Raw genomic sequence first — 18,744 nt, 5'->3', positions numbered from 1 at the left:
AGCGGGAGATATTTAGCTGGTTACAAAAGTAATATAACGGGTTTTAATTGTAAGCGCACATGTACTTTGCTAATTTTATTTCTATTATTTAGCTAATTTTTAGAGAAGCACTATCAGCAAACTGTTTTTTGGTTAAACAGGCGCCTTAGCGATTCATGATCACACTTTTACACTCGGTTTTTAACCATTAAGAATCAGCCCGCCCGGACAAGCAGATTCTAATCCCCTAAAACTAATTGTGAAATATCCGGCTTGTTTGCGAACTTTGTTTAGCCTTGTGTTTTTGGCTAAACTAGCTTACCCTTGAACAACCAATTAGAATTTAACCCAGCCGAGTTACTGCCCGCCGAGCGAATAACCTTGTTTGCCGATGTAATTCTGCCCCTGCCTTTGCCTAAATTATATACCTACCGCGTTCCGTTCGAGATGAACGACGAGGTAATGGTGGGTGTGCGGGTTATTGTGCAGTTTGGCATGAAGAAAGTGCTGAGCTGCATTGTGGCGGCTGTGCATCAGAACCCGCCGCAAGGTTACCAGGCTAAATATATTCTGGAAGTAATTGATGAAAAACCAGTGGTTACGCACGAGCAGCTCCGGATTTTTAACTGGATTGCCGAATATTACATGTGTACCATTGGCGAGGTAATAAATGCCGCTTTACCCTCGGCTTTAAAACTAAGCAGCGAATCGCGCATTCAGTTGCACCCGCAGTTTAACCCCGAAGAAAGCACGTTTCCTTTTTCGACGCACGAAGAAAAAATAATATTTGCCTTGCAGCAAAATGCCGCCCTCACGTTCACCGAAGTAGGCAACCTGCTGCAGATTACGCATTTTCATAAAATAATTAAGTCGCTCATTCAAAAGCAGGCCATTATTATTTTTGAAGAAATTGCCGAAAAATATACCCCCAAAATAGTTAAACGCCTGAAGCTGTCGCCGCACTTTATACACGAGGCCGAACTGCTGGAAGAACTAATGGCGCAACTTGCTACCAAGCCCAAGCAGCTGGATGTGGTAATGTATTATTTGCAGCAAGTGCCGGTATACCAAAATATACATTTAAACGACAAAGGGCTAGATAAATCGGCGGTGGTTAATAGCCCGCATTTGTCGCCGAGCGCCGTAAATTCCCTGATTCGCAAAGGTATTCTGGAGCAGTTCGATGTAATTGTATCGCGGTTCCCGACGGATGATTCGCAAAAGAATATGCCCTCGGCTTTATCGGGCCACCAGGTTACCGCCCGCGACGAAATATTAACGTTGTTTACCCAGAAAGATATTGTTTTGCTGCACGGCATTACGGGTAGCGGGAAAACTGAGGTATATATTGATTTAATTAAGAAAGCGCTGGAAGGCGGCGGCCAGGTACTGTATCTTTTACCCGAAATTGCGCTTACCGCCCAGATTGTAATCCGGTTGATGAAGGTTTTTGGCAATAGGCTGGGCGTGTACCATTCTAAGTTCTCGGATAACGAACGGGCTGAAGTCTGGAACGGAATTTTATCAGGCCGGTTTTCGGTGGTGGTGGGTGTACGTTCGGCTATTTTTCTGCCTTTCCATAACCTCTCGCTCATTATTGTAGATGAAGAGCACGAGTCGTCTTATAAGCAATACGATCCTTCGCCGCGCTACAACGCCCGCGAAGTGGCGCTCATGCTGGCTACTTACCACCGCGCTAAAACCTTACTGGGCTCGGCTACTCCTTCGGTAGAAACCTACTATAATTGCCGCAACGGCAAGTGGGGTTTGGTAACCATGAACCAGCGTTTCGGCGAGGCCGGCTTACCCGATATTGAACTAATTGATACGCGCCGCGAGAGCCTGAAAAAAAACATGTTCAGCCATTTTTCGCAACAGTTATTGGGCGCCATTGAAGAAAAGCTCAAAAAAAACGAACAGGTAATATTATTCCAGAACCGCCGGGGTTATGCGCCTTACATTAGCTGCCACGATTGCGCCTGGATTCCGAAATGCCAGAACTGCGCGGTAAGCCTTTCGTACCATAAATTCAGCAACGAGCTACGCTGCCATTACTGCGGTTACCACGAAAAAATGCCTGCCGATTGCCCGGCTTGCGGTTCTACCGCGCTGAAAACCGTGGGTTTTGGTACCGAAAAAATAGAAGACGACCTGAAATATTTATTGCCGGATGCCAACGTGCAGCGCATGGACCTGGACACGACCAAATCGAAGAACGCTTACAGCCAGATTATTGCGGATTTTGAAGAGAATAAAACCAACGTACTGGTAGGTACCCAAATGGTTACCAAAGGTCTCGATTTTGAAAACGTAAGCTTAGTAGGCATTATTAACGCCGACAGCATTATTAACTACCCCGATTTTCGGGCCCACGAGCGGGCTTACCAATTATTTGTGCAGGTGAGCGGGCGGGCCGGCCGAAAAGGCAAAAAGGGCACCGTTATGATTCAGACGGCTAACCCAGACCAACCCATTTTCCAGAAGATAATTGACAACGATTACTTGGCGTTATACGAGCACGAAATTAACGAGAGGCATAAATATTTCTTCCCGCCGTTTGTGCGCGTTATCCGGGTTACAGTAAAGCACCTCGAAGAAAAAATTAGTCAAGCTGCAGCCATAGAGTTAGCCAAACTCCTTACCGACGGCTTGGGCCAGAACCATGTACTCGGCCCCGAAGTACCTTATATTTTTAAAATTCGCAATTTATTTCTGAACGAAATTCACATCAAACTCGACCGGGAACACACCAGCTTAAAATCGGCCAAACTATTTATCTCGGAAGTTATTACGCAGGTAAGCCTTAAAAAAGAATACAAAGGTTTGCGGGTAGTAGCCGATGTAGATCCGATGTAAGTTGTGTTTACAGACTGGGTAATAAGTAAGAGAACATAATTAAATCAATATAAAAACTTGTATAATATATTGAATACCAATAATTTAAAATAAATTATAGCTTAAACTAATTTTGTTCATTTACTTAGTTTGATTATTACTAAATAAATTAACCAAGGTTTGTGAGGGCACAGACCTTTAGGCATGTCAGAATTAAAGGCTTTCTTTCGGTTTGTGAGGGCACAAACCGAGGGTATAGTCTATCCCAAGCTTGACGTTTATTTTTACCAATTCTATTCGTAAATAAAAAGCTGTCTCCTTGCTATTCTTCAACTCAATTTTCTCAAAAAAGAACGAACAAAAAATATTGGTTTGTTATTTTTGTAAATAAATGTAATTTTTACATTTATTTACAAATCAGTTCAGATAATCATTTCGTTATAAATATTATCAGCCAAAATTAACCATATGATGCCCACCAAACTTTTAAAACTTACCCTGGCCTTAATGCTCGTTCTCAGCGGGTTAATAGTAGAAGCCCAGAAACTACAAAAGAACCAATTCAATAACCCATTGGCCTTGCAACGCGCCGATCCGCATGTTTGGAAAGCGGCCGATGGTACGTATTACTTTATTGCCACCGTGCCGGAATACGACCGCATTGAAATGCGCAGCTCCAAAACTATTAACGGCATAAAAGAAGCCAAACCGGTAGTAATCTGGCGCAAGCACGAAAAAGGCCCAATGGGCAACCACATCTGGGCACCGGAAATTCACCGGATAGACGGGAAATGGTACATCTATTTTGCCGCCGGTTCCGCCGAAGATAAATGGAAAATCCGCAAATATGTCCTATCTAACCCATCCGCAGATCCTGCCAAAGGCGAGTGGAAAGAAGAAGGTGAGATTGTGAGTAAACGGAATGAGTTCACGCTGGATGAAACCACCTTCGTGCACAAAGGCCAACGATACATGGTTTGGGTAGACCGGGCCGGCGACAAGATAATTAACACCGGCTTGTATATTGCCAAAATGACCAGCCCCACCACCCTTGACGAAAAACAGGTAGTTATTTCGCAACCAGAATTACCCTGGGAAATTAAAGGTCACCGGGTAAACGAAGCGCCGGCTGTTATTATCCGCAACGGCAAAGTGTTTATGACCTTCTCGGCCAGCGCTACCGATGCTAACTACTGCCTGGGTTTATTATGGGCCGATGAAAATGCCGATTTGCTCGACCCAGCCTCCTGGCACAAATTACCCGAGCCGGTTTTTTATACCAACGAAGCCCTGAAGCGTTTCGGGCCGGGGCACAACAGCTTTATTAAAGCAGAAGACGGCAAAACCGATATTATGATTTACCACGCCCGCGACTACAAAGAAATTAAAGGCGAACCCTTATACGACCCTAACCGGCATACCCGCGCCCGGGTATTGCGGTGGACCAAAGACGGCATGCCCGATTTTGGCCAGGATTTAAGCGATAATGAAATGGCCTTAACACCAGCAAAAAAGGCTAAAAAATAATAGCATTTCAACCCAAGCCAGGTTTATGACTTCGCAAATCTTAAAATTGCTTAATTAATGGCTTTTTTTAGGATAAGTGAGGAAATAAACCCGGCAAGGGTAATAAGCAGTTATCTTTTTACTTTAATATATTTTTCAATATTTAACCGGTTTACCCCGGCACTTGCCACCTCTTCTACGCCACTTTGAATAAGGGTATCGCCGCTAAATTTAAGGGTGAAGTTAAAATTATTGCCTTCCCATTCCCTGGCACTGCAATATTCTAAATGTTCGGTGTACGCGCTATCTTTAAGAGAATAAGTACCGCCCCCGGAAACAAAAACAGCAGAATCCTTGCCTTTATTTAAATCATGTTGCAGAAAGGCAAAATGGGTACCATTAATAATTTTTATAAAAGATATATTTTTGGTGTAATCAGTTACCGTGGTATCTCCTTTCTCTATTAAAATTGCTTTAACCAATTGCCAGGTTCCGGTTAATTGGTTTGCAACTGGCTTGGCGGTATTTTCCACCGCTCCTCTGCCGCACGACAGGAGCATTAAGCTAAATAATAGGAGTTCAATTCTGCGCTTCATACATTTTGTTTTATTAATAAATTGCTGGTAAAATAAAGCGATGCAGGCCAGCTAACTTATACTACTTTCTTAATCTAAGCCTGTACCCGCAGCAAGCTTACTTAAGCGTAATAATAAAAAGAATTCTTCAGCTTGTTGGGGTACAAACCAGGAGCTTGAAAATTTATATAAATTCTTTATAACCTCAATTCTAATCCTATTCTAATCTCCCTCTAACCCCGGCCTAATACGGCTGACTTACCTTTGCTGCACTTAATATTACCTAAGCCATGCAGCGATTTCTTTTTATACTCTTTGTATCCTTTTTATTCCATTTCCGGGTATTGGCCCAAAACCAACCGGAAAGTTTAATAAATGCCCGTATCGATACCCTGCAGCTGAACATGGTTCAGGCCGAAGAATTATTTATTAAAAATAACCTGAATTTATTATCCCAGCGGCTGGATATTGATGCAGCCAAGGCGGCTATTATTCAGGCGCGGTTGTTCCCCAACCCAACCCTGGCGCTGGAACAGAATTTATACAACCCCACTAACAACAAATATTTTGATGCCGGTAAATCGGGGCAAAATATTGTGGAGCTTCAGCAACTGATTGAATTGGCCGGAAAACGCAACAAACGAATTCAGATAGAAAAAATTAACACCAAGCTTACGGAATTCCAATATTTCGATTTATTACGTTCGCTCCGGTTTGAGTTACGGACTTCTTTGGTAGAGCTTTCTTACTTAATCCAGAACCTGGCTATTTACGAGAGCAAAACGGAGCCCATTCGCAAACTGGTAATAGCCTACGAAGCGCAACTGAAAAAAGGCAATGTTTCTTTAAAAGAAGTGACGCGTCTGAAAGCCCTGATATTCTCCTTGGAAAACGAACGTCTGGAACTGGTACACCAGGTAAACGACCGCGAAGCTGCCATCAGTCTCCTACTAAACGCCAAACCTACCACTTTTATACTACCAGTGCTCGACGAAACGCGGTTAAACACGGCTTCAACCACTATTGTTTATAACCAGTTACTCGAAACGGCCACCGAAAACCGGTACGACCTGAAGCTTTACCAAACTAATATTGCCTTACAAGAAGCCCAATTAAATTACCAGAAAGCGTTGGCGGTGCCAGATGTAGGTTTAGGTGCTATTTACGACCGGCAGGGTTCTTTTATCCGTGACTACGTGGGTTTACAGGCCCAGTTTAGTTTGCCCTTTTTTAACCGCAACCAAGGCAATATTAAAACCGCCAAAATATTGGTAGATAAAAGCAGAACCGACCTGCAGCATTACCAGAACCAGGTAGAACAGGAAGTGATGGCTGCTTACAACAAGGTGCGCGAAACCGATAAAATATATACTGGCCTCTACACTAATTTTTCGCAGGACTTTGATAAGCTCCTCGATGGCATTACCGAAAGTTTCAGCAAGCGAAATATCAGCCTGATTGAGTTTGTCGATTACTACGAAACCTACACCGAAAGCATTACTCAAATGCTGCAACTAAAAACCAACCGCATCCGGGCTTTAGAAGAAATAAATTTTGCCGTGGGCACGCCAGTCATTCAATATCAATAATCCGAACCGTTATGAGAAAGAAATTAATATTTACCTGTATCGCATTTATTACAGGCAGTTATACCTTGTGCAGTTGCCAAACCGCGCCAACTGTAACTACTGAGCCAGCTACCAGTTCTTTTTGCCTCAGCGACTCATTAGCTACCAATATTAAATTAGATACCGCCCTAACGCGCCCGGTACAAAATGAGCTTACCTTATCGGGTAAAGTTACTTTTGATGAGAAAGGTGTTTTTAAAATATTCCCGCTGGTCGGCGGCCACGTGCTAGATGTTAAAGTAGAATTAGGCGAATTTGTGCAGAGAGGTCAGATATTAGCCGTAATCAAAAGTGGTGAGATAGCCGATTACGAGAAACAATTGATTGAAGCCCGCGCCAATTTACAACTGGCGCAGAAAAATCTGGATGTAGCCCAGGACATGTTTAAAGCTGGTTTAACCTCGGAGCGCGATTTACTGGCCGCCAAAAAAGAACACCAGAACGCGAAGGCCGATATTCAGAAAATCCAGGAGATATTTAAAATATATAATATTACCCGCAATTCGGAATACGTGGTAAAAGCGCCGGCTGCCGGTTTTATTGCCGAAAAAAATATTAACCGCGATACTCAAATCCGCTCCGACGATGCGGGCAATATTTTTACCATTTCCAGCATGAACCAGATTTGGGTAATGGCCAATGTGTACGAAACCGATATTGCCAAAATAGAAAGTGGCCAGGAGGTAGAAGTAACCACCCTCAGCTACCCCGATAAAATTTTCCGCGGTAAAATTGACAAATCCATGAATATTATTGACCCGGAAACCCGCGTGATGAAAGTACGCATCCGGATGGAAAACCCTGATTATTTACTGAAGCCCGAAATGTTTGCCACCGTGCGGGTTAAATACGGCTACCCCGGCAACGAACAAATGATAACCGTGGCTTCGCAGGACATTATTTTTGATAAGAGCCGCAACTTTGTGGTGGTTTACCGCAAAAAATGCGACCTGGAAATCCGGGAAGTAGAAATATTTAAAACATCGGGCAGCCAAACCTATATTAAAAATGGGTTGCAGGAAGGCGAAAAATTAATTTCCCAGAACCAATTACTCGTGTACAACGCCCTGAATAGTTAACCCGAACGCCCGCACCAACTGGCAATTTCCCTTGATTTTACCGCCAACCGTCAAAATAAAAACTAAGAAAAACCGGCTGGTTTTCTTTTAAAAAGCAAACCGGCCGGATTAACCTTTGCCTATTCCCTACTCTCTTGGCTTTGGCCTTTAGAGTTGTAAAATATTTAATTCATGAAAAAAATTATATCAAACCTGATTGGGTTCTCGCTGAAGAACAAAGGGTTTATTTTTGTGGTAACGGCCGTCATGGTAATCGCCGGGGTAGTCTCGTACCGCCACACGCCCATTGAAGCCTTTCCGGATGTAACCAACACCCAGATAACCATTATTACCCAGTGGCCGGGCCGCAGCGCCGAAGAAATTGAAAAATTCGTGACGGTTCCAGTGGAAATTGCCATGAACTCGGTGCCGAAGAAAACTGATGTGCGCTCGACAACCTTATTTGGGTTATCGGTGGTTAAAATATTGTTTGAGGATGAAGTGACCGACGATTACGCGCGCATCCAGGTAAACAACATGCTCATGAACGTGGATTTGCCGGCCGGCATTAATCCGGAAGTGCAGCCGCCCTACGGCCCCACCGGCGAAATATTCCGCTACACACTTACCGGAAAAAACCGAACGGCCCGCGATTTAAAAACCATTCAGGACTGGGTTATCGACCGAAATTTGCGCAGTGTGGCCGGTGTGGCCGATATTGTGAGCTTTGGTGGCGAAGTAAAAACTTACGAAATCAGCGTTAACCCCAACCAACTCCTCAAATATCAAATTACACCTTTAGAAGTTTACGAGGCGGTTTCGAAGAGCAATATTAACGTGGGCGGCGATGTCATTACCAAAAATAACCAGGCCTATGTGGTGCGCGGAATTGGCTTGCTGAATAATATTTCAGACATCGAAAATATTATTCTGACCAATATTAATGGTACGCCCATTTTCGTGAAAAACGTGGCCGATGTGCAGGAATCGGCGATGCCGCGTATGGGCCAGGTGGGCCGCGCCGACCAGAACGATGTGGTAGAAGGCATAGTAGTAATGCGAAAAGGCGAAGATGCCCAGCTAGTTATCGACCGCATAAAAGACAAGATAGAAGAACTGAATACCCGCATTTTACCCGCCGATGTTAAAATAGATATTTTCTATAACCGCGAAACCCTAATAGACTATGCCATCCATACCGTATCGGGCAACCTGGTAGAAGGCATTGTATTGGTATCGTTTATTGTGCTTTTATTTATGGCCGATTGGCGCACAACGGTTACCATTTCGATTGTTATTCCGCTGGCGTTGTTGTTTGCTTTTATCTGTTTGCGGTTGCGCGGTATGTCGGCCAATTTACTCTCCATGGGGGCTATCGACTTTGGAATTATTGTAGATGGGGCCGTGGTAATGGTGGAAGGAATATTTGTCTCGCTCGACCACCTGGCCAAGCGAGTCGGCATGGAAAAATTTAACCGCATGTCGAAGCTGGGCTTAATCCGGAAAACCGGTACCGAAATGGGGAAAGCCGTATTTTTCTCGAAGCTCATTATTATTACCTGTTTACTGCCCATTTTCGCTTTCCAGAAAGTAGAAGGTAAAATGTTTTCGCCGCTGGCTTTTACCCTGGGTTTTGCCTTGCTAGGCGCTTTAATATTTACCCTCACGCTGGTGCCGGTGCTGGTTAGTATACTCTTAAAAAAGAACGTGCGCGAAAAACACAATGTGTTCGTGGAGTTTATTACCCGCAATTCCATGCGCCTGTTTAACTTTGGTTACGCCCGCAAAAAAGCGACTATCTTATTGGCCACCGTTTCTGTTGCCCTTGGTTTATTCTGCTTTAAATTTTTAGGGACCGAATTTTTACCGCAACTCGACGAAGGCTCTATTTACGTGCGGGCCAGTTTGCCTATGAGTATTTCTTTAGATGAATCGGTTAGGTTGAGTACTGAGATGCGGAAATCTTTTCTGGAATTTGAAGAAGTAAACCAGGTAATGAGCCAAACCGGCCGGCCCAACGACGGCACCGACCCCACCGGCTTTTATAATATTGAATTTCACGTAGATATTAAACCCAAAGAAGAGTGGGCGGTAAAACAAACGAAAGATGAGCTCATCGACCGCATGAAAGATAAGCTGGCCGTTTATCCGGGTATTAATTTTGGTTTCTCCCAGCCTATTTCGGATAACGTAGAAGAAGCGGCTTCGGGCGTAAAAGGTTCTATTGCAGTAAAAATTTACGGGCAGGAATTAGAATTTCTGGAAAAGAAAGCTCAGGAAGTTTACGACCAGTTAGCCACCGTGCAGGGCATAGAAGATTTGGGTATCCTCAAAAATATTGGTCAGCCGGAAATGCGGGTAGAACTCGACGAACACAAAATGGCTTTGTACGGCGTAACCACTGCCGATGCGCAGAGTGTAGTAGAAATGGCGATTGGCGGGAAAGCGGCTACCGAAATTTACGAAGGCGAACGCAAATTCGACCTCCGCATCCGCTACCAAGGGGCTTACCGCCAAACCGAAAGAGAGCTATCCAAATTAATGGTGCCTACCTTAAACGGCGCGCAGGTTCCTATCAGCGAAATTGCCAATATTCGCACCATTACGGGTCCTTCTTTAATTTTTAGAGATAATAACCAGCGTTTTATTGCGGTGAAATTTTCGGTGCGCGGCCGTGACATGGGTGGTGCCGTGAAAGAGGCCCAGGAAAAAGTAAACTTGGCGGTAAAATTACCAAAAGAAAACGTAATGAAATGGACCGGCGACTTTGAAAACCAACGCCGCGCCGAAGACCGCCTTACCCAGGTGGTACCCATTAGCTTACTTTTAATATTCTTTATTTTGTTCAGCTTGTTTGGCAATATGCGCGATGCCGGTTTGGTATTAATAAACGTACCCTTTGCCATTATTGGGGGCATTGCAGCCCTGCTGCTCACGGGCATTAACTTCAGTATTTCGGCGGGTATTGGTTTTATTGCCTTGTTTGGTATTTGTATTCAAAACGGGGTAATCTTAATCTCGGTGTTCAAAAGCAACCTGAACCAGGATATGCCAATGATTAACGCCATTAAAGATGGTGTATTAACGCGGGTGCGGCCCGTAGTCATGACCGCTTTAATGGCTGCCATTGGTCTGGTTCCGGCTGCCCTTTCTACCGGCATTGGCTCCGAAACCCAAAAACCCTTGGCCGTGGTAGTTATTGGCGGTCTGGTGAGTGGCACTATTCTTACCTTGTTTGTCTTCCCGTTAATATTCGATGTTTTCTACCGGCGGGCCGAAGTGCGGAAAGTTAAAAAGCAGCTCAGAAAAGTAAAGTGGGAAAAGCTGGAAGTAAATTAATATTGTTTTGGATTACTGTTAAGTTGTTTGACTGGGTAAAGAAGGTGGCTTTTGGCTACCTTCTTTCTTTTAAGCCACAATTGGTAACGTAATCATTACTTCTGTACCCTGCTCTTCTTCCGATTTAATGCTTAAAGTACCGCCGTGCTGCTTTATAATTTTAGTACTCAAATTTAATCCTACCCCGGTTCCTGGTATACCACGCGCATTCCGGGCCCGGAAGAATGGTTCGGCAATGTTGCGCAAGTCCGCTGCCGGAATACCTATTCCTTCGTCCCGGATTAAAATATTAATCTCTTTTTCATCAGCCTTTAGGTTTAAACTAACGGGCTTCTGATTCGAGAATTTACAGGCGTTTTCCAGCAGGTTCTTTAATGCCGTACCCAGCAAAGCTTTGTTGCCGGAAAATATCAGATTATCGGCGTTCTCCGGTAAATCTTCTAATATTAACCGAACGGCAGCACATGGCCCCTGCCGCTTTACATCTTCTAAAACTTCCCAGATTAATTCATCTATCCGGAAGGGTTCGTACTGGCTTTCTGCTTCCTGTTGGTCGGCTTGGGCAAGCTGTAGTAAATCTTTGGTTAATTTTTCCAAGCGCTCGGTTTCGCTTTGCAAACGCTCCAACGAGGCTTTGTATTCCGCCGGGCTCCTGTCGCGGGTAAGGGTAACTTCTATTTCGCCGGCAATGGCGGTGAGGGGGTTTTGCAGTTCGTGCGAGGCATTGGAAATAAAGTTTTTCTGGGAGGCAAAAGCATGCTCCAGGCGGTCGAGCATTTGGTTAAACGTCTGGCTGAGGTTAGCAATTTCGTCTTTACCAGTTCCTTCGGATAGGCGCAGGTGCAAATTGGTGGCTCTTATTGTATTTACCTGTTTTATAATGGTTGCAATAGGGTCTAAAGCCTGATTTGCCACCAATCTTCCTACCACAATAACCAGTAAAATACTACCGATAAAGCTAACCAACAACGCTAATTGCAAATAGCCCAGCTTTCTTTTACCAGATAAATCATTAGCCGCAACCAATATGTAAAAATCGCCTTGATTATCGGTGTAATAATAAGCAACTGCCTGGTTTTGGTTAAGAATGAAATTTTTAAACTCATTAGGTTTAAGCCGAGGCAATACTTTTTGCAGCAAAGCCGCTTCCTGGGGAGGCCGCGCTAACCAGGCTTGCTTTTCTTTGGCGTAAATTTCAACCTGCTCACTCATGAGCGTGTGTCGCGATTTTTGTTTTAGTTTAGCCATAGAGGCCGCACTTAATTCGTCTTGCTCCAGTTGTAACTGCCCCGCCAGAATAGCCCTATCGGCTAAGCGGTTGTAAAAATCGCGCTCCGTGAAATCGGCCACCAGCAGGTAAACCGCTAAACCACTAATAAAAATAATAATAGCAATAAGGGCGGTAAAAGTAAAAGTAAGGCGGTTGCGGATGGTCATGCTTAGGCCGGTTCTTTTAAAGAATAACCCATGCCAATTACCGTTTGAATTAACTTGGGCTGAAAGTCTTTGTCTATTTTATTACGCAGGTAGTTCACGTAAACATCTACCACGTTAGAACCCAAATCCATGTTAAAATCCCAAACGTTTTCCAGCAAATCCAGCCGCGATAAAACCTTGCCTTTGTTTTTCATAAAATATTCGAGCAAAGCAAATTCCCGAGCCGTTAGAATAATTTCTTTGCCGCTCCGGCTGGCGGTTTTGGTGTCTAAATTTAATTCCAAATCGGCAATAGACATGTTAACGGCTGCTTCGCTGCCCGCATTGCGGCGGGTAAGCGCCCGGACCCGAGCCAATAATTCTTTAAACTTAAACGGTTTGGGAATATAATCATCGGCGCCGTTATCTAAACCGGTCACGACATCATCGGTCGTGCCCAGGGCCGTTAACATCAGAACAGGTGTTTTTTTATCGTAGCTTCTAATGGCTTTGCATAAATCTAAACCGTTTATGCCGGGCATTATAATATCCAGAATAATAAGGTTGTACAGGTTGCGGCTAGCCAACATTTTACCGGTAGTGCCATCGTAAGCTACTTCTACTTCATAGCCTTGTTCCTGTAAACCTTTCTTTATAAAGGCGGCCACATTCGGTTCATCTTCTACCAATAAAATATTCATTATTTTAATATTATTAGTTTTATAAAGCAAAAGAAAACCTGCACGAGTAAGCTAATTATAATTTTTTAAACTACCGGTATTGGTCTTTTAAACTTTGGTATTATTCCGCCAACGGTAGCAAAGGTCCGAATTTTAACTAATTTATACGTTTTTTCCTTTTGCTATATGCTGGCAAGTATTAGCTTTTACAAGTTACTTTATTTAAAATCAAGTGTTTATAGCTACTTAAAAGCAATATTTTTAGCCATACAGAAAGGCTAGCAGCCAGCTTTTCGGCCAATATTATTGTAAAGAAACAGCATTCTGCTTATACGAAGGCGTAAAAAATTGCCTAAATTTCTTATCTTTGCGGCGTGAAAAAGGCACTTTGGATATTTTCGTTGTTAATGCTTGTTGGGCTATTTAGCTTAACAACAGGCTTATACAATGGCCAAGCCTTTGTTAATAAATTTGCTTTTTCCAATATTAAACGTTCCGAACAGCAGCATTTTGGTTCTTTAAAAGCACCAGAACTTCATGCCCACCCCGTTGAAACGGTAAATTACGTTACCGCTTTCAATAACCTTCCTTTTAGACCTTTAAAAAATCCTTTTAAAGCGTTTTTAGCTTTTGTAAAAGCCACAGAGCATATACAATTCCGTATTTTCTCGCAATATTACTTTTACTCTCAAAATGTACTTATTCGGTTAAAACAAACCGACCTTATTTTTCCTTTCCATTATTTCTGGTAGTTAATTTTTTACGCCGGCTTTATTAAAGTAAGCCACTGTTTTTTGTTGTTGCGGCATTCCCGGCCATAACTACACCAATATTGTATTGTAAAAATTTAATTAATTAAAAATGGATTTAGGAACAACCATCACCGGTATAGTGGTGATACTCCTGTGTATTATACCTATTGTTTTGATGCGTATAAATAATAGTAAAAAGGAAAAAAATTTATTACAAGGTCTTTTAAACCTGGCCGAATCAAAAAATTGCCAAATTACCCGGCATGACCTCTGGGACAACTCCCTGATAGGCATAGACGATAATAAAAATAAGGTTTTCTTTATAAGAAAAGTAAAGGATGCGGAGACTACTAGGCAAGTAGTTCTGGCTGAAATACAAAAATGCCAGGTTATAGATACTAGCAGAACGGTTAGCAACAAGGATGGCAACCACAAAGTAACCGACCAGGTAGCATTGGCCCTTACGTACCACGACAAAAGTAAGCAAGCAACTGCTTTAGAGTTTTTTAATGTTGACCATGACAGCTTGATGTTGAAAGGAGAACTTTTATTAGCCGAAAAGTGGTCAGGAATTATTAATGGCGCTATTTTGGCCAAGAACGCATAAAATATTAAGAATAAAGGCACCGGGACCAAGTCCTGGTGCTTTTAATAGTAACCGCTAAACCTAAAGCCTACTCATTGGGGTAGGCTTTATTTAATACAAAAAGATAAATTAAATATTTTGTCGCACGTAGCCTATGGAGTTGTATTATTCTTTTTCAGTACTCATTGTTTTAGCTTCTTTTTTTGCTTATATAAATTACCGGTTTGTAAAGCTGCCCTCTACCATTGGCATTATGCTCATGGCCATTGTTGTTTCCCTTATTATCCGTTTTGCCGGGTATCAAATATTTCCCGAAACCACCACCCGCTTGTTTAAACTTATCTCCGAAGTTGATTTTACCGAGGTACTGATGGGCGCCATGCTTAACTTCCTGCTTTTTGCTGGAGCCATTCACGTAAACTTTGCCGATCTGAAGCAGCAACGCTTACCGGTACTTACATTTTCTACCATTAGTGTTATTATTTCTACTTTTGCCATAGCCGGTATACTTTACTATTTAACACCCTTTTTTGGAGTTCATTTACCTTTTCTGTATTGTCTTTTATTTGGGGCTTTAATATCGCCCACCGACCCTATTGCGGTTTTAGGAATATTAAAAAAAGCCAACGTATCCAAGGCTTTGGAAACAAAAATTACGGGAGAGTCGCTTTTTAACGATGGCGTGGCTGTGGTATTATTTGCGGTACTAGTGCAACTAACCCAAACCGACGATGCCCATATTTCATTAGGGAATATTTCCTGGTTATTGGCGAAAGAAGCTTTGGGTGGCTTGATATTGGGCGCTTTGTTGGGGTATACGGCTTCTAAAGCCTTAAAAAGTATAGACGATTACATTGTGTCGGTACTAATAACTTTATCGGTGGTAATGGGGGGTTACCTTATTGCGCATGCTATTCACATTTCCGGGCCGCTTACCATGGTAGCCGCCGGGCTTTTAATAGGTAATTACGGCAAAAAAGTAGCTATGTCGGCGCTTACCAAAGACTATCTGGCCAAATTTTGGGAACTGATTGATGAAATCCTGAATGCTATCTTGTTTTTATTTATCGGGTTTGAATTATTACTGATACCGGATTTTGAAACTTACTGGCTTATTTCGGTTGCCACTATTGCGGTAGTGCTGTTCGCCCGGTTTATTTCTATCTGGATACCATCTTTAATTGTACCGTTTAAGCCAAAATTAAGCCGGGGCTCGCTCACCATGCTGGTTTGGGGCGGACTCCGGGGCGGCGTTTCCATTGCTTTGGTAATATCAATCCCGAAGGGCGCTTATAACGAATTGCTGCTGGAAATGACCTATTTTGTAGTGGTATTTTCTATAGTGGTGCAAGGCCTTACGGTAAGCAAAGTATCGAACCGGGTTTTACAAAAGCCAAACCGGAAAGTTGCTGTTTCGGAACCGGTTTAACCGGATTGCTTCGAAACCAGTTGAATTTTATGCTTAAACGCAAACCCCACAAACCTGAGACTAGCTTTCGTTAAGGCTTTCTTCTGGTTTGTGGGGAAAAGCGCGGAGCCGGACAATTCTTTTAATATTTTATCGGCTTTTCGCTCAATTATATTCAATAACCAAACTTATGGACCAAAGAAATATTCTAAGCTTATAATTTACGCTTATTGCTTTTCTTTTTCGATGCTTTTGCCTTTTGGTTAAATTCTAAACATAAATTAACCCAGTACTCAAAATCAGTTTTCGACCGAAAGCCCACCGGGTCAACATATCCGTAACCTTTTAGCTCTTTGCCTTTCATAATCATCGGCTCAAAACCGTTTTTCTCGGCAATTTCCTCCTGCAAATCCGGGTCGAAACGGCACATCAGATTCTCGTCGCTTACACAAACGCACATTTTGTCGTTTACCATAAAAGTAAGTCCGCTAAACATTTCCTTTTCTTCAATATTTAGTTCCGGAAACTTCACCAGATATTCTCTAATTCTATCTGCCAGTTCAGTGTCGTAGGCCATATAATTATTTTGTTGGGTTATCTGTTTTCCCTAAAAGTTCTCACAGCAATATAATCCGCATCATGGCCTTATAGCTTAACTTTCTGCCCGTATAGCCAATCACTGTTATCAACCGGTACATATTCGCCGGACAGCAGCTTTTTAATTCTGTCAACCCGCTCCTGGTTAACTTCTTTGTCCTTAATGTAGTGGAGATTATTCGGGGACCGAATCATGGCTACCAAACCTAAATATTCATCCCAGGTTAAATCTTTAAACGATTTGTTTAAATAAGCATTAGCAGCATTCTCGAACCCTTTAACTTCTTTACCATTGTGTTGTCCCAGGTAAACTTCGTTAATGAATAATTTTAAAATAGTGTCTTTGGGGGTCATGGGGTCGAAAGCAAACCTGGCAATTAAAGTTTGTTTTATTTTTTGAATGCCTGGTTTAAACTTATCGAAATAATAAAATTTAACTAAGCCCTGACTAATGGTTGTAATGCCGGTTCCGGGTGTCGAAATATCGAAACCTTGATGGTTGTAGAAATTCTGGTCCTGAACTTTTAGCAACGCTTGTACTTGTTCATTAGTCAAATCATGTAGTTCCAGTTTCATTCTTCCGGAATTTAATACGCCTTGAACAATGGCAGGTGTTTTTGCCCGGGCGTTTAAAACCACCGCCGTATAATAAATTAAAATTGCTGCTAATAGGAGACCAATAAATAGTAAGATTCTCTTTGCTATCTTCATTTTAATTCCTGTAAACGTTCTTAATGGATTGCCTCATGTTGCTCCGTTGTGCGTAGCGTTAGCGAAGCGCTCTACGCACTTTCCGGATAGCTAATCTCTGATTAGCGTATAAACCAAATTATTCCCCAAAACACACCTATTGCACATTTTTAAACATCATCGGGGCATTGCCATACAAAGGCGTCCGGCCATCCCACTTCTCAATAAATTGCTGCTGAATAAGCAAGGGCGTTAAAGCTTGTTGTTTTAGTTCGTTGGCTTTCTTCTCGGCTTCGGCCTGGATGATTAATTTTTTGGCTTGGGCTTCAGCTACTTTTAATTCGTTTTCTACCTGCATGGCTTCCTGCACCGCTTTGTTTTTGGCATCAATGGCGCGTACAATCGCATCCGGATATTGCAAACCGCTGGTTAATTGCTCCAGCTTAAAGCCGTCGTTTTCTAAGGTAGAAGCCAAAGTTGCCTGCACATCGGCTTCAAACTTCTGCCGGTTGCTGATGAGTTCGTCCGTTGAATATTTATTCATCTGGTTCCGGAAAGCATCTTTTACATAATTATAAAGCGTGGTTTTGGTAATCTCGTCGATGGTTTTGCGGTACTTCGAAAAAATGTGCGGCGATTTGCCCGGTGTTACAGCAAAAGAAATAGTGGGGTCTACGGTAAACACCGAACCGTCTTTGGCATTAACATTAAAGGCTTCGTAATCGGCGGTCTGAATAAAAATCGGGAATTCGAACACATCTTCGGATAAAGGGTTATAGAAAACCCGGCCGGTTACCAGCGATACATCCTGCACGCCTTTATCGGAACCATACATTTTTACCAGAATGCCTTCGTGGCCGGCATCAATGCGGGTACAGCTAAAAGAAAACCCAACAATAAGTAGTATCAGGAAGAATATAAGTGGTATTAATTTTTTCATGTTAGATAAGTTTTAAAATTGGTTTAAAATAGAATGGCGGAATATAACCAATTTTTCCTATATTATTATTTACCAGGCCTGTGCGCTCCCGGGCAAATATTTGCCTGTTTTGGCTTTTTTATGAAGGCTAAATTGAAAAAGGAAAAGCAAAGGCGTACCGAGAATAAAATTTAAAGAACAAGCTGCCTTAAACGGCGGGAATAACTAAAGCACGCTAATACCAAAGCAACTGAAGCAGGAATTATATATTTTCCTTTATGCGGGAGAGGAAAATTTTATTATTTCGCGTAAAGAGATTTCGCACGCGCGTGCACGCATATTAATTTGTTTATGGCCTGGCACAAAATATTTAATTCTACGGCAGAAGCAATGGCTGCTATACCCACGAATAAACCCAAACTATTTATTATAGAAGGTCAGCGCATTTGTTTGGCCCGCACAGCCGCCGGCTTTTTTGCCGTAGATGATGAATGCCCGCACCTGGGCGAATCGCTGAGTAAAGGCACCACCAATTATTTAAACGAAGTGGTTTGCCCTTGGCACAGCTACCGGTATAGCCTGGCCAACGGTGCCGAGTGCAAATACCGCACCCGCTCGGTGAAAACTTACCCTACCAAACAAGAAGCCGACGGCCTGTATATTGAGGTTTAAATATTTACACCCTAAAATATTCTTTAATTAATCACGCAACTGCATTAATAAACCAACACATTAACCAATTAGCACATCAGCACATTAAAAAATTAGCACATTAC

15 protein-coding genes are annotated in these 18,744 nt (G+C 42.7%); 9 read left to right on the top strand and 6 right to left on the bottom strand.

The features are described from left to right. The first annotated feature begins 303 nt into the window (after nt 1-303). Nucleotides 304-2,835, top strand: coding sequence for a replication restart helicase PriA (gene priA / locus F0145_RS03015; protein ID WP_223815782.1), 2,532 nt, complete (start codon nt 304-306; stop codon nt 2,833-2,835). A gap of 447 nt (nt 2,836-3,282) precedes the next feature. Beyond that, nucleotides 3,283-4,341 (top strand): glycoside hydrolase family 43 protein, encoded by a 1,059-nt coding sequence (locus F0145_RS03010; RefSeq protein ID WP_223815781.1) that lies wholly within the window; start codon nt 3,283-3,285, stop codon nt 4,339-4,341. A 110-nt stretch (nt 4,342-4,451) separates the two neighbouring features. On the opposite strand, the gene F0145_RS03005 is transcribed toward F0145_RS03010, so the two are convergent. Next, nucleotides 4,452-4,916: a hypothetical protein gene (locus F0145_RS03005; protein WP_150086700.1), complete on the bottom strand. Its 465-nt coding sequence runs from the start codon at nt 4,914-4,916 to the stop codon at nt 4,452-4,454. 269 nt (nt 4,917-5,185) lie between these two features. On the opposite strand from F0145_RS03005, the gene F0145_RS03000 reads away from it, so the two are divergent. The 3 genes from F0145_RS03000 to F0145_RS02990 all read left to right on the top strand — a co-directional run bounded on the left by F0145_RS03000 (nt 5,186) and on the right by F0145_RS02990 (nt 10,920). After that, on the top strand, nt 5,186-6,484 hold the full coding sequence (locus tag F0145_RS03000; RefSeq protein ID WP_150086698.1) for a TolC family protein: 1,299 nt from the start codon (nt 5,186-5,188) through the stop codon (nt 6,482-6,484). Nucleotides 6,485-6,495: 11 nt separating this feature from the next. Next, the gene (locus F0145_RS02995) at nt 6,496-7,602 is read left to right on the top strand and encodes an efflux RND transporter periplasmic adaptor subunit (RefSeq protein ID WP_150086696.1); all 1,107 of its coding nucleotides are present in this window, start codon (nt 6,496-6,498) and stop codon (nt 7,600-7,602) included. Between the two features lie 171 nt (nt 7,603-7,773). Beyond that, nucleotides 7,774-10,920, top strand: a complete 3,147-nt coding sequence (locus F0145_RS02990; protein ID WP_150086694.1) for an efflux RND transporter permease subunit — start codon at nt 7,774-7,776, stop codon at nt 10,918-10,920. Between the two features lie 69 nt (nt 10,921-10,989). On the opposite strand, the gene F0145_RS02985 is transcribed toward F0145_RS02990, so the two are convergent. Both F0145_RS02985 and F0145_RS02980 read right to left on the bottom strand, forming a co-directional pair. Then, nucleotides 10,990-12,357: a sensor histidine kinase gene (locus tag F0145_RS02985; protein WP_150086692.1), complete on the bottom strand. Its 1,368-nt coding sequence runs from the start codon at nt 12,355-12,357 to the stop codon at nt 10,990-10,992. 2 nt (nt 12,358-12,359) lie between these two features. Further along, entirely contained in the window at nt 12,360-13,037 is a 678-nt protein-coding gene (locus tag F0145_RS02980) for a response regulator transcription factor (protein ID WP_150086690.1), read from the bottom strand. Nucleotides 13,038-13,390: 353 nt separating this feature from the next. Between F0145_RS02980 and F0145_RS02975 the strand changes: the two genes are divergently transcribed. The 3 genes from F0145_RS02975 (at nt 13,391) to F0145_RS02965 (ending at nt 15,783) form a co-directional block, all read left to right on the top strand. Beyond that, complete coding sequence (locus F0145_RS02975; RefSeq protein ID WP_150086689.1) at nt 13,391-13,768, top strand: hypothetical protein; 378 nt, start codon at nt 13,391-13,393, stop codon at nt 13,766-13,768. Nucleotides 13,769-13,877: 109 nt separating this feature from the next. Further along, a complete protein-coding gene (locus tag F0145_RS02970) occupies nt 13,878-14,375 on the top strand; it encodes a hypothetical protein (RefSeq protein ID WP_150086687.1) in 498 nt (165 codons plus the stop codon). A gap of 133 nt (nt 14,376-14,508) precedes the next feature. Beyond that, nucleotides 14,509-15,783: a cation:proton antiporter gene (locus F0145_RS02965; protein WP_150086685.1), complete on the top strand. Its 1,275-nt coding sequence runs from the start codon at nt 14,509-14,511 to the stop codon at nt 15,781-15,783. A 193-nt stretch (nt 15,784-15,976) separates the two neighbouring features. On the opposite strand, the gene F0145_RS02960 is transcribed toward F0145_RS02965, so the two are convergent. The 3 genes from F0145_RS02960 to F0145_RS02950 form a co-directional block, all read right to left on the bottom strand. Next, on the bottom strand, nt 15,977-16,339 hold the full coding sequence (locus F0145_RS02960) for a TfoX/Sxy family protein (RefSeq protein ID WP_150086683.1): 363 nt from the start codon (nt 16,337-16,339) through the stop codon (nt 15,977-15,979). 68 nt (nt 16,340-16,407) lie between these two features. Then, nucleotides 16,408-16,935 carry a transglycosylase domain-containing protein gene (locus tag F0145_RS02955; RefSeq protein ID WP_190277457.1) on the bottom strand — a complete coding sequence of 176 codons (528 nt, stop codon included), beginning with the start codon at nt 16,933-16,935 and terminating at the stop codon, nt 16,408-16,410. A gap of 271 nt (nt 16,936-17,206) precedes the next feature. After that, nucleotides 17,207-17,989 carry a prohibitin family protein gene (locus F0145_RS02950; protein ID WP_150086679.1) on the bottom strand — a complete coding sequence of 261 codons (783 nt, stop codon included), beginning with the start codon at nt 17,987-17,989 and terminating at the stop codon, nt 17,207-17,209. A 330-nt stretch (nt 17,990-18,319) separates the two neighbouring features. On the opposite strand from F0145_RS02950, the gene F0145_RS02945 reads away from it, so the two are divergent. Then, on the top strand, nt 18,320-18,640 hold the full coding sequence (locus F0145_RS02945; protein WP_150086677.1) for a Rieske (2Fe-2S) protein: 321 nt from the start codon (nt 18,320-18,322) through the stop codon (nt 18,638-18,640). Nucleotides 18,641-18,744 lie beyond the last annotated feature (104 nt).

Origin of the sequence: Adhaeribacter rhizoryzae (assembly GCF_008629685.1) — a bacterium.
Taxonomy (GTDB): domain Bacteria; phylum Bacteroidota; class Bacteroidia; order Cytophagales; family Hymenobacteraceae; genus Adhaeribacter; species Adhaeribacter rhizoryzae.
The sequence above is the reverse complement of the archived record's forward strand: the minus strand, read 5'-3'. Positions and strand labels throughout refer to the sequence as shown.